General features: G+C 45.4%; 15 protein-coding genes. 12 read left to right on the forward strand and 3 right to left on the reverse strand.

What is annotated here, in order from left to right:
• Positions 1-55: 55 nt before the first annotated feature.
• The gene (gene cysN / locus AB4558_RS12460) at positions 56-1486 is read right to left on the reverse strand and encodes a sulfate adenylyltransferase subunit CysN (protein ID WP_017063719.1); all 1431 of its coding nucleotides are present in this window, start codon (positions 1484-1486) and stop codon (positions 56-58) included.
• A gap of 18 nt (positions 1487-1504) precedes the next feature.
• Positions 1505-2449 carry a sulfate adenylyltransferase subunit CysD gene (gene cysD / locus AB4558_RS12465; protein ID WP_226088532.1) on the reverse strand — a complete coding sequence of 315 codons (945 nt, stop codon included), beginning with the start codon at positions 2447-2449 and terminating at the stop codon, positions 1505-1507.
• A gap of 414 nt (positions 2450-2863) precedes the next feature.
• Here cysD and AB4558_RS12470 point away from each other — a divergent pair, with 414 nt between their 5' ends.
• The 10 genes from AB4558_RS12470 (at position 2864) to AB4558_RS12515 (ending at position 12371) form a co-directional block, all read left to right on the forward strand.
• The gene (locus AB4558_RS12470) at positions 2864-4840 is read left to right on the forward strand and encodes a bifunctional 2',3'-cyclic-nucleotide 2'-phosphodiesterase/3'-nucleotidase (RefSeq protein ID WP_372074950.1); all 1977 of its coding nucleotides are present in this window, start codon (positions 2864-2866) and stop codon (positions 4838-4840) included.
• Between the two features lie 286 nt (positions 4841-5126).
• On the forward strand, positions 5127-5714 hold the full coding sequence (locus AB4558_RS12475; protein WP_372074949.1) for a DedA family protein: 588 nt from the start codon (positions 5127-5129) through the stop codon (positions 5712-5714).
• Positions 5711-6844: an ATP-grasp domain-containing protein gene (locus tag AB4558_RS12480; protein ID WP_017058884.1), complete on the forward strand. Its 1134-nt coding sequence runs from the start codon at positions 5711-5713 to the stop codon at positions 6842-6844. The genes AB4558_RS12475 and AB4558_RS12480 overlap by 4 nt, the downstream gene beginning before the upstream one ends.
• A gap of 19 nt (positions 6845-6863) precedes the next feature.
• Complete coding sequence (locus tag AB4558_RS12485; RefSeq protein WP_032545608.1) at positions 6864-7406, forward strand: hypothetical protein; 543 nt, start codon at positions 6864-6866, stop codon at positions 7404-7406.
• 2 nt (positions 7407-7408) lie between these two features.
• On the forward strand, positions 7409-8158 hold the full coding sequence (locus tag AB4558_RS12490; protein ID WP_372074948.1) for an NRDE family protein: 750 nt from the start codon (positions 7409-7411) through the stop codon (positions 8156-8158).
• A 12-nt stretch (positions 8159-8170) separates the two neighbouring features.
• Entirely contained in the window at positions 8171-8608 is a 438-nt protein-coding gene (locus tag AB4558_RS12495) for a YHS domain-containing (seleno)protein (protein WP_017058881.1), read from the forward strand.
• A 12-nt stretch (positions 8609-8620) separates the two neighbouring features.
• On the forward strand, positions 8621-10375 hold the full coding sequence (locus tag AB4558_RS12500; protein WP_372158845.1) for a lysophospholipid acyltransferase family protein: 1755 nt from the start codon (positions 8621-8623) through the stop codon (positions 10373-10375).
• A gap of 71 nt (positions 10376-10446) precedes the next feature.
• Positions 10447-11013: a Crp/Fnr family transcriptional regulator gene (locus tag AB4558_RS12505; protein WP_017067547.1), complete on the forward strand. Its 567-nt coding sequence runs from the start codon at positions 10447-10449 to the stop codon at positions 11011-11013.
• 57 nt (positions 11014-11070) lie between these two features.
• On the forward strand, positions 11071-11523 hold the full coding sequence (locus tag AB4558_RS12510) for a GNAT family N-acetyltransferase (RefSeq protein ID WP_017058878.1): 453 nt from the start codon (positions 11071-11073) through the stop codon (positions 11521-11523).
• A complete protein-coding gene (locus AB4558_RS12515) occupies positions 11523-12371 on the forward strand; it encodes a DMT family transporter (protein ID WP_065584307.1) in 849 nt (282 codons plus the stop codon). The genes AB4558_RS12510 and AB4558_RS12515 overlap by 1 nt, the downstream gene beginning before the upstream one ends.
• A 59-nt stretch (positions 12372-12430) precedes the next feature.
• On the opposite strand, the gene AB4558_RS12520 is transcribed toward AB4558_RS12515, so the two are convergent.
• The gene (locus AB4558_RS12520) at positions 12431-13015 is read right to left on the reverse strand and encodes a LysM-like peptidoglycan-binding domain-containing protein (RefSeq protein WP_017068022.1); all 585 of its coding nucleotides are present in this window, start codon (positions 13013-13015) and stop codon (positions 12431-12433) included.
• 213 nt (positions 13016-13228) lie between these two features.
• Between AB4558_RS12520 and AB4558_RS12525 the strand changes: the two genes are divergently transcribed.
• Together AB4558_RS12525 and AB4558_RS12530 are read left to right on the forward strand one after the other, a co-directional pair.
• A complete protein-coding gene (locus AB4558_RS12525; protein ID WP_372074947.1) occupies positions 13229-13849 on the forward strand; it encodes an FKBP-type peptidyl-prolyl cis-trans isomerase in 621 nt (206 codons plus the stop codon).
• Between the two features lie 134 nt (positions 13850-13983).
• On the forward strand, positions 13984-14478 hold the full coding sequence (locus AB4558_RS12530) for a DUF2780 domain-containing protein (RefSeq protein ID WP_017058875.1): 495 nt from the start codon (positions 13984-13986) through the stop codon (positions 14476-14478).
• The last annotated feature ends 100 nt before the right edge of the window (positions 14479-14578 follow it).

The following is a 14578-nucleotide window of genomic DNA, read 5'->3' on the forward strand; positions in this document are numbered from 1 at the left end:
TTTATGGCGGAAACGATCGGTTTCCGCCTAATTCAATAAGCTGTTACTTGGTCGTTTATGACTTCAGTAGTTGGCTTAGATCTTTGGCATCCCAATGAGGGAAATGTTTGCGAACCAATGCGTTGAACTCAAGTTCAAATGCAGAGAAGTTACCGACTTGCTGTTCAACAGAGTCCAAACGGTCTCGAATCAAACCCGCGCCAACCGTCACGTTGGTTAGTCGGTCGATAACGATGAAGCCACCGGTATCGGCACTTTCACGGTATTTATCCAGCGCGACAGTCTCGTTCAATGACCATTCACACAAACCAATACCATTCAATGGCAACTCATCGACAGCGTGAGTCGATAGGTTGTTGATGTCGTATTGGTGACGAACCGTTTCAACCTGACCAACGGTTTTCTTGCCTGCGATCTTGATGTCGTAAGCTTTGCCCGGTTGCAATGGTTGCTCTGTCATCCACACGATGTCAGCCAATACGTGGTTAGTGGATTCAATCTGCGCGTTTTCTAGCACAATCAAATCACCACGACTGATATCAATCTCATCTTCAAGGGTCAGTGTTACTGCCAAGCCCGCTTGCGCAGACTCCAAATCACCATCAAAAGTTACAATGCGTGCAACCTTAGAGGTTTTACCCGACGGCAGCGCCTTGATTTCATCACCGACACTGACACGGCCAGAGGCAACGGTGCCAGCAAAACCGCGGAAGTCTAAGTTAGGACGATTGACGTACTGAACTGGGAATCGGAATTCACCTGCCGAACGCTTTTGGTCAATGTCGACGTTCTCTAACACTTCTAGCAGAGATGGGCCTTCGAACCATGCAAGCTCTTTACTTGGTGCAGCAACGTTGATGCCTTCAAGCGCCGATACTGGCAAGATCTGAATATTGGTTTCGCCTTCTAGGTTTTCTGCAAACTCTAGATACTGATCGCGAATTTCTTCAAAACGATCTTGCGAGTACTCCACCAGATCCATTTTGTTGACTGCGACGATGAAATGCTTCAAACCAAGTAGGTTAGAAATAAACGAGTGACGACGGGTTTGATCCAGAACGCCCTTACGAGCATCAATCAAGATCACAGCCAGATCACACGTTGAAGCGCCTGTTGCCATGTTGCGCGTGTACTGCTCATGCCCTGGGGTATCAGCAATAATGAATTTACGCTTTTGAGTCGAGAAGTAACGATAAGCCACATCGATCGTAATCCCTTGCTCACGCTCAGCCTGCAAGCCATCAACAAGCAGTGCTAAATCAGGCTTCTCACCTGTGGTACCCACTCGTTGGCTATCCGAGTGAACCGCTGCTAGCTGATCTTCATAAATCTGTTTTGTATCATGGAGCAAGCGACCGATTAACGTACTTTTACCGTCATCTACCGAGCCACAAGTTAAAAATCTAAGCATAGATTTATGCTGATGCTGACTTAGATAACCTTCAATCCCTAGTTCAGCCAATTCGGCTTCTACTGCACTATTCATTTTTCTTTCCTTAGATTCTTAGAAATAACCTTGGCGCTTTTTCAGCTCCATAGAGCCCGACTGATCATGGTCAATCGCTCGACCTTGACGCTCACTAGACGTCGCCACCAGCATCTCTTCAATAATGCCCGTTAGCGTATTCGCCTCAGATTCAACCGCTCCGGTTAATGGGTAACAGCCTAAAGTACGAAAACGAACGCTTTTCTCTTCAATCACTTCACCTTCTTGCAGCTCCATACGGTCATCATCAACCATGATCAGCATGCCATCACGCTCAACTACAGGGCGTTTGTCTGAAAGGTAAAGTGGAACAATATCGATGCTCTCTAGATAGATGTATTGCCAGATATCGAGCTCAGTCCAATTAGATAGCGGGAAGACACGAATGCTTTCGCCCTTATTAACCTGACCGTTGTAGGTGTGCCAAAGCTCTGGACGCTGGTTTTTTGGATCCCACGTATGGTTCTTATCACGGAAAGAATAAACACGTTCTTTCGCACGAGATTTTTCTTCATCACGACGCGCACCACCAAAAGCCGCATCGAACCCATACTTGTTTAACGCCTGCTTAAGGCCCTGTGTTTTCATGATGTCAGTGTGCTTCGAAGAACCATGTACAAATGGGCTACAACCCATCTCAATACCTTCTGGGTTCTTATGTACTAAAAGGTCGAAGCCGTACTTTTTAGCCGTACGATCACGAAACTCAATCATCTCGCGGAATTTCCAATCCGTATCTACATGCAATAGCGGGAATGGAATCTTGCCTGGATAAAACGCTTTGCGAGCTAAATGAAGCATCACAGAAGAATCTTTTCCGATGGAGTACATCATCACTGGGTTATCAAACTCAGCCGCTACTTCACGGATAATATGAATACTTTCCGCTTCGAGCTGTTTTAGGTGGGTTAAACGTTCTTGGTCCATTTCAGTGCTTCCTTTAAGGCTCGCGTTACGAGCAATTCATTACTTGGTCTTGCCAAGCAAGGGATTTAACTCATCCACTTGAGTGAATGGGAGTATTGGCACTAGAAGAAAACAGAAGCTTCGTTTTGAGCTATCCTTGCTATTCATCTGCCTGATACGTCCTTGATATAGGCATTATGACGAGCCTCTCATATTACTGGAAATTCTAAAATTTCATTTTTTATTCGAAAAGCTGATAAGGGATTGGATTTACCGATAAGCAGGTGAAATGAATGGACTAATATTATCGATATCAGTTGCGCATCGATTGAGCAGCTTTGTGAGGCGTCTTGCAGAACACCATAAAGTAATCGATCTAAGTCACGAATTAACATTCGTTGTAATCATTGTTTCATTCGGTTTTGTTACATTACGCAACGAATTTTCTACTATCCACTTTGGAGCTACAAAATGAAAGTTGCAATGAAACCTTTGTCATTGGCTGTACTTGCGGGTCTTGGTTTGACTTTAGCAGGCTGCACAACAACACCAGATACCGATGAAGTGATTAAATTACGTGTCGTAGAAACGACGGATATCCATACCAACCTAATGGATTACGACTACTACAAAGACAAGCCATCGAAAAAAATTGGCTTAGCACGTACTGCAACTCTAGTAAAAGAAGCTCAAAGCGAAGTAACCAACAGCGTATTAGTTGATAACGGTGACTTGCTGCAAGGTAGCCCAATGGGTGACTACATGGCAGACAAAGGCATCGAAGTAGGCGAAGTTCACCCTGCATACAAAGCTATGAACCAACTAAGCTACGACGCTGCAAACCTAGGTAACCACGAATTCAACTACGGTCTTGATTTCCTAGAAGAGTCAATCAACGACGCTGATTTCCCGTACATCAGTGCTAACGTTTACGACGCAAAAACCAAAGAACACTACTTCACACCTTACATCATCAAGACGCACACGTTTGAAGATACTGCAGGCGTAGAGCATGAAGTAAAAGTCGGCTACATCGGTTTCGTTCCACCACAAATCATGACGTGGGATAAGAAGAACCTTGAAGGTAAAGTAATCGCTCGCGATATCATTGAGACAGCTAACGAGTTAGTGCCTCAAATGAAAGCGGAAGGCGCTGAAGTTATCGTTGCTATCCCTCACTCAGGCGTATCAACGGACCCATACAGAAATGGCGAAGAGAACTCAACGTTCTACCTATCTGAAGTAGACGGCATAGATGCAATCGCATTCGGCCACTCTCACGCAGTGTTCCCAGGTAAAGGTTTTGATGACATTCAAGGCATCGACAACGAAACTGGCACAATGAACGGCGTTGCAGCAGTAATGCCAGGTCGTTGGGGTAGCCACGTTGGTGTTATGGACCTAACACTTGCACAAAAAGACGGTAAGTGGGAAGTAGTAAAAGGCCAATCAGAAGCACGCCCTATCTACGACAAGATCGAGAAGAAATCACTTGCAGATGCTGATGAAGGCATCGTAACAGCACTAGAAAAAGACCACGCAGGTACTCGTGAGTTTGTTAACCAACCGATTGGTAAAGCAGACGATGTGATGTACAGCTTCTTGTCTCTAGTACAAGACGATCCAACAGTTCAAATCGTTAACCTTGCACAGAAAGATTACGTTGAACAGTTCATCCAAGGTGACCCAGACCTAGACGGTACACCAGTACTTTCTGCTGCTGCGCCATTCAAAGCCGGTGGCCGTAAGAATGACCCAGCGAACTTCACTGAGGTTGAATCTGGCCAACTGACATTCCGTAACGCGGCTGACTTATACCTTTACCCGAACACGCTAGTTGCAATGAAGGTAACAGGTCACGAAGTAAAAGAGTGGCTTGAGTGTTCTGCTGGCCAATTCAACCAAATCGATGTGAACTCAACAGCACCACAACAGCTGATTGAGTGGGATAACTTCCGTACTTACAACTTCGATGTTATCGACGGTGTGGATTACCAAATCGACGTAACTCAGCCTGCGAAATACGATGCAAACTGTAAAGTGGTTAACCCTGATTCTCAGCGTATTGTTGGCCTAACTTACCAAGGTAAGCCAATCGACATGAAGCAAGACTTCCTGATCGCAACCAACAACTACCGAGCTTACAGCGCTAAATTCCCAGGCACAGGTGAAGACTTCATCGCATTTGATGCACCAGATGAGAACCGTACTGTACTGGCGAACTACATCTCTCGCGTAAGCAAAGAGCAAGGCCAAGTGAGCCCAACAGCTGACAACAACTGGTCATTCGCACCAATCAAAACGGATAAAAAGCTAGATATCCGCTTTGAAACGTCGCCAAGTGAGAAAGCGGCACAGTTCATTAAAGAGAAGGGTCAATACCCAATGAAACGTGTTGCCACTGACGATGTTGGTTTCGGCGTTTACCAAATTGATCTAACTAAATAGATTACTCTAGTAATCAATAGTTAACCTTCTAAAAGGCTGAGTTTAACGACTCAGCCTTTTTCTTTTCTTATCTAAATTCTTAGTGTAAGGCCTCAGCTTTCGAAGCTTAAACTCCTGCTCATTCTTCGCCTAATATCGCACACCTCAAATCACCTATTGAATCCAATCAACGTAAAAAAGCAGCAATTCGCTGTAAGTTTTTCTGAGCTCCTCCTGTCTATTTAATTTACTACACTCAATGAATGGCCGGTAAGCCATTCATCTATAGGATAGATAAGGACATTTGATGGGCACCGTCGAGAGCATTCAAGCATGGTTACATTCAGGAGAGGAGTCGCTGCTATGGCTGATGCTTGGCATTATCGCGCTTTCTTACCTGCTTGAAGATCTGGCAATCGTGACGGCCGCTGGTTTAGCGACTCAAGCACTCATCCCACCGCAATATGCGTTACTTGCAATTTTCATTGGCATTGCCACTGGTGATCTCGGTCTTTATTACCTTGGTAAATCAGGACGTTACTTCCGAGGTGTTCGATATAAAGCCCTCACTAATAAGCACTTTCGTTCGCTTCGTACCAAATTACGCCAAAACGCATTCAGCAGCCTTTTTGTTATCCGCTTTATTCCAGGGCTTCGTACCGTCGGCTTTACCTTAAGTGGCTTTTTCGCCATCCCACTGCCTACTTTCTTGTTTGCCGTGATTAGTGCCACTGCGCTCTGGACTGGCATTGTCTTCTCTGCCATCTACTATTTAGGGACATCAGCCTGGCTGCAAGCCTCTGAATATCAATGGATCATCATCCCGTGTGCCATCGTTTTGCTGTTTATCGGCAATCGATTAATGAATAAAACCTACTCTAGAGGGCTATCATGAGTTCACCGCAAGATATTCGCATCATTCCCGCACATCAAATTAATGCAGGTATGCCTCTGCTTGAAAAAGATACCGTGCGAAGTGTCTCTCCTTATGAGTTTCTTCCGACTTGGTTCTTCTACACGCCAGTGGTCATTCAAAGCCTGATGCAAGGGTTACGGCACTTTGACTGGGCGCTGCCGCTCATCGCCAATCCAAGCATTAAGTTAAGCGGCATGGTAGGCGAATCAAAACATGAGATATTGAGCCTTGCCGGATCTTCAAGTCAGCGTTGGATCTCACCGTTTATAACCCTAACCAAAACGGATCTCGGCAGTAAAAAACAAGCCGAAGACGCACGCAGCGCACTCATACAAACGGATCTTGATTTCCCTATCGTGGCTAAGCCGGATCTTGGCTGTCGAGGTGTTGGCGTTAAGCTGATCAACAACCAAGTTCAACTTGAGCAATATGTCGAATCTTTCCCAAATAATGCTCGCTTTCTACTGCAAAAAAAGGCGCCTTATCAAGCCGAAGCGGGTGTTTTCTACGTTCGTTACCCAAATAAAAAGCAAGGTGAGATCATCTCGATCACACTCAAATATGCGCCAATGGTGATGGGTGATGGCAAGTCGACACTCAAGCAGTTAATTGAAAACAGCCCGCGCGCTGGGCAACTCAGCCACCTGTATCTACCAAGGCATGAAGATAAATTGGATCAAGTGCTCGCAGAGGGTGAAGAGTTCCAACTCGCGTTTGCAGGCAGCCATAGCCGTGGCTGTATCTTCCGAGACGGTAATCAATACATCACTCAGGCTCTAACAGAACGCTTAGACGAGATATTCGACGACTTCGATGGCTTTCACTTTGGTCGACTCGACGTCAAGTTTAAAGACATGTACAGCCTAATGAACGGTGAGGATTTCACGATTCTTGAGGTCAATGGCGCAAGCAGTGAGGCTGGACATATCTGGGATCGCAACACCCCATTACGAGAGATATTTTCTACGCTACTCCTGCAATATCGCATTCTTTTTGATATTGGCGCTCAGCAAAAACAACGAGGCCACCAATCCCCTTCTTTCAAGAGCTTATTTGCGGCGTGGCAAGAAGAGCGACGTCTTGTTCAACAATATCCGACTACCGACTAACTTTGCACGAGGATCATGAATGAACCCCATAGCCCAACCGAGCGCCCTTACTTCTTTCTCTCCTAGTATCAAGGGAGCGGTAGAGATATTGAATCAGGGTCTAGAGTTTTTGTTAGCGATTTCTGACAGCGATTACCTGACACGAGCAAAGCCACACGTTACAAGCTCTATCGGTGAACATACTCGTCACACACTGGATCTTTTTCACGCCTTGATTTTAAAAGAGGATGAGGCCGTTGATTACAACACTCGTCGTCGTGGTCATCCTGTCGAATACGACCGCTCTATTGCAGTCAAAGAGATCCACTATGTGATCAACTGGCTTGAACGATTAGACCGTCGAGATCTCGAAGCGCCTATCATGATCCAAACTGAGGTTTCGATGGATGCTCAAGTGTTCGCAAGCCTGCCTTCAACACTCGAAAGAGAGGTCACCTTTGCCGCGCTGCATGCCAATCATCATTACGCGATGATCAAGGTGATCACCACCTTCCTAGACGTCGAGACCTGCAATACCTTTGGTTATGCCCCAACCACCAACAGCTATCTGAGGGAGCAATAATCATGTGTTCAGTATCTTGGCTGCTTGAAGAGAATGGTTATCAGGTCTTTTTTAATCGTGATGAACAAAAGACGCGGGCACTGGCAATGCCACCTAGACAATATCGAGTCAACGGTGTCGATATCATCATGCCACTCGACCCAACTGGCGGCGGTAGCTGGATAAGTATTAATGAGTTCGGGCTTTCGCTGTGCCTACTCAATAACTATCAAGGCACAGTGCCCGTTGGTCCTTTAGTAAGCCGCGGTTTGCTACTTAAAAACCTATCATCGAGTCGTAATATCAGTCAGCTCTCTGAAGCATTTCACAAGCTAGACCTACACTCTTTTGCCCCATTTACCTTGCTGGCTTTCGCGCCCAATCTAACCCAACACAATGGTCTGGTTATCGCCTACATGTGGGATGGTATTCAACAGCAAATAGTCGACACCGATTCTCCACTCTTCTCATCCGGTGTTGATTTAGAGCGAGTGCAAGCTTACCGACAAGCAAAATACGATCAGCTTATGGCAACAGGTAAGAATCAACAGAACTTACTTAAGTTTCACTCTCACCATCACAACGAACAACCTCATTTAGCAACCTGTATGCATCGCGAAGACGCACATACAGTGAGCTTTACACACTTACGTAATCTGCATGGCCAAGCCTCTATGTTTTATGCACCCGGCTCACCATGCGAACCCATTAAACCATGTCAGATAAATCAGCAGCGCTTTACCTTTGATTTATCACCCGCAATCAATCTATAGATGGAGTCCATCATGAGAAAACTATTCACCATGGTTCTGCTACTTGTTAGCCCGTACGTATTTGCCGCCGATGAAATCTATACCGGCTTCTTTAGCAGTAAGGCACTCGATGGCTACGATACCGTCGCATATTTCACTTCCGGTAAGCCCATTGAAGGCAGTAAAAAATTCAGCACTGAGTACAAAGGCGCGGACTGGTATTTCTCTTCTGAAAAGAATCTGACTTTATTTGTTAATAATCCTGAAAAATATGCCCCTCAATATGGTGGTTATTGCGCATGGGCCGTTTCTGCCAAAAACGACTTCGCACCAGGTGACCCACAGTATTGGACCATAGTTGATGACAAACTTTATCTTAACTACGACCAAGAGATTAAGCAGCGCTGGGAACAAGACCAAGCACAGCATATTCAACAAGCCGATAAAGTTTGGCCGCAACTGATTAAGTAAGGTAATTTCATTATGATTGATAGTCCTTTTCGTTTACCACGTTACACGCCTTTTGGTTTAGGTGAGTCTGTTGTCGAGTGGGCAACTGGGCTATCTAAGCTAGACCGACTCTACCAAGATCGTAAAAACGAGTTATCTAGCTTCGAATTCATGAATTACACTCTGTCGGCGCTCAATATCGACTACTCGGTTGCATCGGGAAGCACGGAAAACATCCCGGAAGAAGGGCCTGTCGTGATTGTGGCGAACCACCCGCTTGGCGCCATCGAAGGCGTGATCCTTGCCGATCTCGTAGGATCAGTAAGAAAGGATGTGAAGGTGCTGGCCAATGAGTTACTTAAGCGCCTGCCTGAACTGGATGATCTTTTCATCGGTGTCGATGTCTTTAACAGTAAAGAATCGAAACGCACCAATGCCAAAGCGATTCGAGATGCCAATCGTCATTTGGCTGATGGTGGACTATTGATTGTATTCCCAGCAGGTGAAGTATCAAGCTACCGTAAAGGGGCAAAAACACTGACAGACATCGAGTGGAGCAAGTCGGTAGCGAAATTCGTCAAACGTCACCAAGCCACCACGGTACCTATCTTTATCAATGGCAAGAACAGTGAGCTTTTCTATCAAGCGGGTCGTGTTCATCCACTGTTGAGAACCGCTCTACTCGGGCGTGAACTTCTTAATAAACAAGCGACAACCATCTCTATCTCGATTGGCTCATCGATTCCGTATTCAGAGATAAAATCGTTTGAAAAAGATATGGATATCGTCAACTACCTACGACTTAATACCTATCTAATGAGTCAACAAGATAGTCCGAACACGCCAATCCACGCGCCCTCTTTCGATACCCAAGTGATAGCGCCTATTCCACCAGAAGTCTTATCAATAGAGATAGACTCACTCCCTGAAGAGATGAAACTGCTCGAGCAAGGGAACTTTGAGGTCTACTGCACACCAAGCCAATCCATTCCTAACTTAATGCGCGAGATTGGTCGAGTAAGAGAAGAAAGCTTTAGAGAAGTCGGAGAAGGCAGCGGGCTGGCCTGTGATTTAGATGACTATGACCTTTACTACCATCAACTGTTTGTGTGGAATAAAACCAAGGCAGAACTGGTTGGCGCGTATCGACTCGGTATGGTCGACAAACTCATCGCTGAGCACGGGCTTGATCAGCTCTACTCTCGTAGCCTGTTTAACTACAACCAAGAATTCATTGATACTCTAGAAAACAGCATTGAGCTTGGGCGATCGGTAGTAAGTAAACCTTACCAAAAGAGCCTGAACTCACTGTTACTATTGTGGAAAGGCATTGCGACCTTTGTGTCTCGTCACCCTCAATATACCCATCTGTTCGGCCCAGTCAGTATCAGCAATGATTACAGCCACAATGCGCGTCTGTTGATCGCGACCACGTTATCAATCCACCATTATGATGAGGAAAAGGCGAATTTGGTTTCACCTTCGTCACCACTCAATACCAGCAGTCATGTGTTCTGGCAAAATCACCTGCTCTCTTCACTGGCGAGTGTGCCTCTGCTCTCTAAAGTGTTAGCACGCATGGAGCAAGGTAAAGGCCTGCCGGTACTGCTGCGCCAATATCTAGGGATGAACGGTAAACTGGTGTGTTTTAATGTCGACCCATCGTTTAATGATGCCTTGGATGGCTTGATTGTGGTGAACCTTAAGAAGGTTCCATTGAAGACCTTAGGTAAATACATGGGCAGAGAACTTGCTCAAGATTACCTAGAGCAACACGCACGCCTCTGATTTATCCTGCTCTGTACCTCTCTCCAAATAAGTGCGATGATTTCGGCACTTATTTGGGATAGGTTATTTTCATGCACACCTCTTTTATCGAACAACTGCAAAGCTTCGACTTCTCTGAAAGCCAGATTGAATCTCTACTCGCTGTCGCCAAGCCACTTGAGCTGCCAACCAGACACATCTTGATCAATCAAGGTGAGATGGCGAGTTCAATCTACTTTGTACTTGAAGGCTTGTGCCATGCCTGCTACCTCACTGATGATGGTAAGCAATACAGCAAAGAGTTCTATTGGGAACAAGATTGGATCATCGGCTTTGAGAGTCTGATAAAGAACCAAGCCTCTCCTTACCTATTAGAAACGCTGACACCCATCACCATGTTAGAGCTGCCAATGAATGCGGTTATCGAGTGGCGTGCATCAAATAATCCTTTGTATTTAAAGCTGTTAGAAACACAACTGATGCATAAGGAAAACAAAGAACGCTTCATGCTGCTCTATACACCAGAGCAACGCTATCAGCTGTTCTGCGAGCACTATCCCGACCTTGAGCAGCGCTTGAACGACAATCAAATTGCAGCCTACCTAGGAATAACCGCAATCAGCCTGAGCAGAATTAAAGGTCGAATTAACAATAGTTAATGCCAACAATCATCGCGCATAGTACATTCAGAGCATCGATAATCTCTGGATGTAAACATGATCACTTGGCACTCAATTCCTTTTTCTGAACTCTCAACACAACAGCTTTATCAACTACTTAAATTAAGAGTCGATGTATTTGTGGTCGAGCAGACTTGTCCTTATCCAGAGCTGGACGGTAAAGATACACTCGCGGGTGTTGAGCACCTGCTTGGCTATGCTGATGAAGAGTTGGTAGCGTGTGCACGTTTATTACCACCAGGTACCTCTTACGACAACACCAGCATCGGTCGAGTCGCAACCAAGCAATCGGCAAGAGGTGGTGGCTTGGGGCATCAATTAATCAAAGAAGCATTAACACGCTGCGAGGCTCTTTGGCCAAATACGGCCATTGATATTGGCGCGCAGCAACACCTAGAAAACTTCTATGCGAGCCACGGCTTCAACACCATCTCGGATATGTATCTCGAAGATGACATTCCTCATATAGACATGAGATTAGAAAAATAATGACGAATATCACTGCCGGTATTCTATTGTTGGTTGCAGGTAACTTGTTTGCCTCGCTTTCCGACGTAGCGGTAAAGCTGTTAAATGGCGAAGTACCGCCCTTACAGTATATTTTTTTCCGACAGTTGATATCTCTGGTCATCATCACCCCTTTGTGGCTACAGCAGAAAAAAGAACAACGGCGCTTACAGCAGGCTAAGGTAACCTTCATTCGAGGTCAGTTAATTCTGACCGGCAGTGGGTGCATGGTGGTCGCGATCACTCACTTGTCTTTGGCAACCGCCAACGCAGTATTTTATGTCGCGCCTTTACTGATGTTGCCGCTCTCAATGTTGCTATTGAAAGAGCAACCGGCACTCGGCAAGGTTATCGGCACAACCATAGGTTTTATTGGTGCATTGATTGTCTTGAGGCCATCACAATTTCATTGGGCGGCACTGTTTGCTTTGGGGACAGCACTCACCCTAGCACTATTTAATGTACTCGTAAGAAAGCTTCCTAGTGAGCAAACGGTGGTCACTACGCTGTGGTGGACAACCTTATTCTCTATTCCAGCCTCATTAGTACTGTGCTTCTTATACTGGCAGCCAGTGTCTGTGGAGCATTTGGGATACATAGCCCTGAGTGCGACGCTAATCTTAAGTTACAACGGCCTTGCGGTTGCTGCCTATCAAAAAGCACACTCTAGCCAAATTGCCTTGGCTGAGTATTCAGGATTGGTGTTTGTCGCGCTAATAGGTGCAATATGGTTCGATGAGATTCCGGATACATTAACCTTTATCGGAATCATGCTTATCATCTTGCCACTCGCCCCTTTCAAGCGACCAAAAAAAAGAGCTAATGCTTAGCTCTTTTCTATCGTTTATCTGTGCCTGGTGAAGCGCTTTAACTCAGGCTCACTATTCATCTACTTACTGCGACCAAAGCCACCATCGGATAAGCGGAAGAACATCACCGAAGTGTCGCCTTTCTCTAGCTGAAGAATGTCCAACTGCCCAGTTTCAGCAAGTTTGAAACGAACCAGCTGGCCTTTACGAATCTGACTGAGCGGCTTATCTGCACCTTCAATTCGCACTAACGCATTCAAGTCAGACAATGGCAAATCGTTGTTTCGAAAAACCTGCGCTAACGTATCCCCTTGCTTAACAAGGTACTCCTGCCAATTTTTGTTACTCGGTTCTAATGAGCTGTTCTTGGCATTTTGCTGTTCGCTTAAGCCGACGGTGTTTATTTCAAGCTCAACGCGCGATGTTGTTGGAGCTGTGTCTACTTTAGGTTCTGGTAGCGGCACAAAAAGTAATATCAGTACGATCGGAGAAATCACCATCAACAGTCTTTGGTGTAACTTCGGCAATGAACCCCAAGTTTGCGCTGTCGAGGTTTTCATTTTCTTCACATCGATCGAACTCAATTTCTCTTTGACCTGATTCAGTCGATCCTTGAATTCTGCTAAGTGGTCAACTTTCTGTTTTTTCTTTTGACGACGATTCATACCACTGCGTCCTATACATTGAATAACTACAGTATAAAAACCAAAGTACCAACAGTATAGATCTTTCCGTCACAACAAGGCCCAAAGCGAGAAAATTGACATGGCTGTGATTTGGGCACGGTAAAGCGCAAGTGATCAGGGACTAGCCGTTTCTTCACGCTGCTAATACTGGTATTCTTACCCTTTTCGTACTGACAAAAAGAGTGACTTTTCATGTCTGAAGTAAAATTTGAAACTGTAGAGCAAAAAGCTAGCTACGGTATCGGTCTACAAATGGGCCAACAACTTGCTGGTTCTGGTCTTGAAGGCCTAAACGTTGACGCAATCGCTGCTGGTATCGCAACAGCTCTAGTTGGCGACATGCCAGCTATCGAAGTTGACGAAATCAACAACGCACTACAAGAGCTACACACTCGTGGTGAAGCTGCACGTCAAGAACTAGCTAAAGCTGCTGCTGCTGACGGCGAAGCTTTCCTAGCTGACAACGCTCTTCGTTCAGAAGTAACAGTTCTTGAGTCTGGTCTTCAGTACAAAGTACTAACTGAAGGTACTGGCGAAATCCCTACTGCAGACAAGCAAGTACGTGTTCACTACCACGGCGAACTAACTGACGGTACTGTTTTCGACAGCTCTGTATCTCGCGGTCAACCTGCTGAATTCCCAGTAACTGGCGTAATTCAAGGTTGGGTACAAGCTCTACAAATGATGCCTGTTGGCTCTAAGTGGAAGCTATACATCCCTCAAGATCTAGCATACGGTGAGCGTGGCGCAGGTGCTGCAATCCCACCATTTGCTGCTCTAGTATTTGAAGTAGAACTTCTAGCTATTCTTTAATTTTTATAAAAACCTTTAGTAAAACAAAATACTATTGGCAAATAAAATTGAAATAATCCAACGGCGATGTGACTACATCGCCGTTTTTCGTTTATAGTGAAAGAGTAAATTACTTTATTACTTAAGGACGAATAATGAAGAAAGTACTCATCACAGTTTTAAGCAGCCTTGCTGTTGTCTCTTGCGCTAGCACTAGCGACTCTGAACAAACCAGTTCATCATCAGATACCAACTATTCCCAACTATCACAAACTGCACTAATGGCAGCAGTGAATATGTGGTCTCAGCAGAACGAAACAACACCACTTGTGGATACGGTAGCTGACCAAGCTTCTGTTACCAGCGACCAAGCAGTTGGCGGTATTGGTTCAATGTTGGCCCTTGCACAAAACTCACTTGGCACAGCCGACAACAAAGAACTCGCGACACTTATTCCAGGCATGTCGAGCCTTGAGTCTACGGGGCTATCATCGCTACTAAGCTCACAAGGTGCCGTTGAAAGTGCGTTTTCTGGATTAGGCATGGATCCATCAATGGTTACGACATTTGCGCCAATCATTCTTCAAGCATTGCAGTCACAAGGTGCGACGAGCGGCCTGATGGATTCACTTTCAGCTATATGGCAATAATCGTTAGTTATTAATAGCTAGCTTAAAATCTAATAAGGGCACTTCGGTGCTCTTTTTTGTGCGTGGAAGAAAAGATATTTGAGATACGAGATACGAGATA

It is taken from the genome of Vibrio sp. 10N.222.51.C5 (assembly GCF_041474575.1).
Classification (GTDB): Bacteria; Pseudomonadota; Gammaproteobacteria; order Enterobacterales; family Vibrionaceae; genus Vibrio; species Vibrio crassostreae_C.

Bases quoted from the DNA above. Each gene is read 5' to 3' on its own strand.
- cysN (WP_017063719.1), bottom strand. From the start codon at position 1,486: ATGAATAGTGCAGTAGAAGCCGAATTGGCTGAACTAGGGATTGAAGGT.
- AB4558_RS12470 (WP_372074950.1), top strand. From the start codon at position 2,864: ATGAAAGTTGCAATGAAACCTTTGTCATTGGCTGTACTTGCGGGTCTT.
- AB4558_RS12475 (WP_372074949.1), top strand. From the start codon at position 5,127: ATGGGCACCGTCGAGAGCATTCAAGCATGGTTACATTCAGGAGAGGAG.
- AB4558_RS12480 (WP_017058884.1), top strand. From the start codon at position 5,711: ATGAGTTCACCGCAAGATATTCGCATCATTCCCGCACATCAAATTAAT.
- AB4558_RS12485 (WP_032545608.1), top strand. From the start codon at position 6,864: ATGAACCCCATAGCCCAACCGAGCGCCCTTACTTCTTTCTCTCCTAGT.
- AB4558_RS12490 (WP_372074948.1), top strand. From the start codon at position 7,409: ATGTGTTCAGTATCTTGGCTGCTTGAAGAGAATGGTTATCAGGTCTTT.
- AB4558_RS12495 (WP_017058881.1), top strand. From the start codon at position 8,171: ATGAGAAAACTATTCACCATGGTTCTGCTACTTGTTAGCCCGTACGTA.
- AB4558_RS12500 (WP_372158845.1), top strand. From the start codon at position 8,621: ATGATTGATAGTCCTTTTCGTTTACCACGTTACACGCCTTTTGGTTTA.
- AB4558_RS12505 (WP_017067547.1), top strand. From the start codon at position 10,447: ATGCACACCTCTTTTATCGAACAACTGCAAAGCTTCGACTTCTCTGAA.
- AB4558_RS12510 (WP_017058878.1), top strand. From the start codon at position 11,071: ATGATCACTTGGCACTCAATTCCTTTTTCTGAACTCTCAACACAACAG.
- AB4558_RS12515 (WP_065584307.1), top strand. From the start codon at position 11,523: ATGACGAATATCACTGCCGGTATTCTATTGTTGGTTGCAGGTAACTTG.
- AB4558_RS12520 (WP_017068022.1), bottom strand. From the start codon at position 13,015: ATGAATCGTCGTCAAAAGAAAAAACAGAAAGTTGACCACTTAGCAGAA.
- AB4558_RS12525 (WP_372074947.1), top strand. From the start codon at position 13,229: ATGTCTGAAGTAAAATTTGAAACTGTAGAGCAAAAAGCTAGCTACGGT.
- AB4558_RS12530 (WP_017058875.1), top strand. From the start codon at position 13,984: ATGAAGAAAGTACTCATCACAGTTTTAAGCAGCCTTGCTGTTGTCTCT.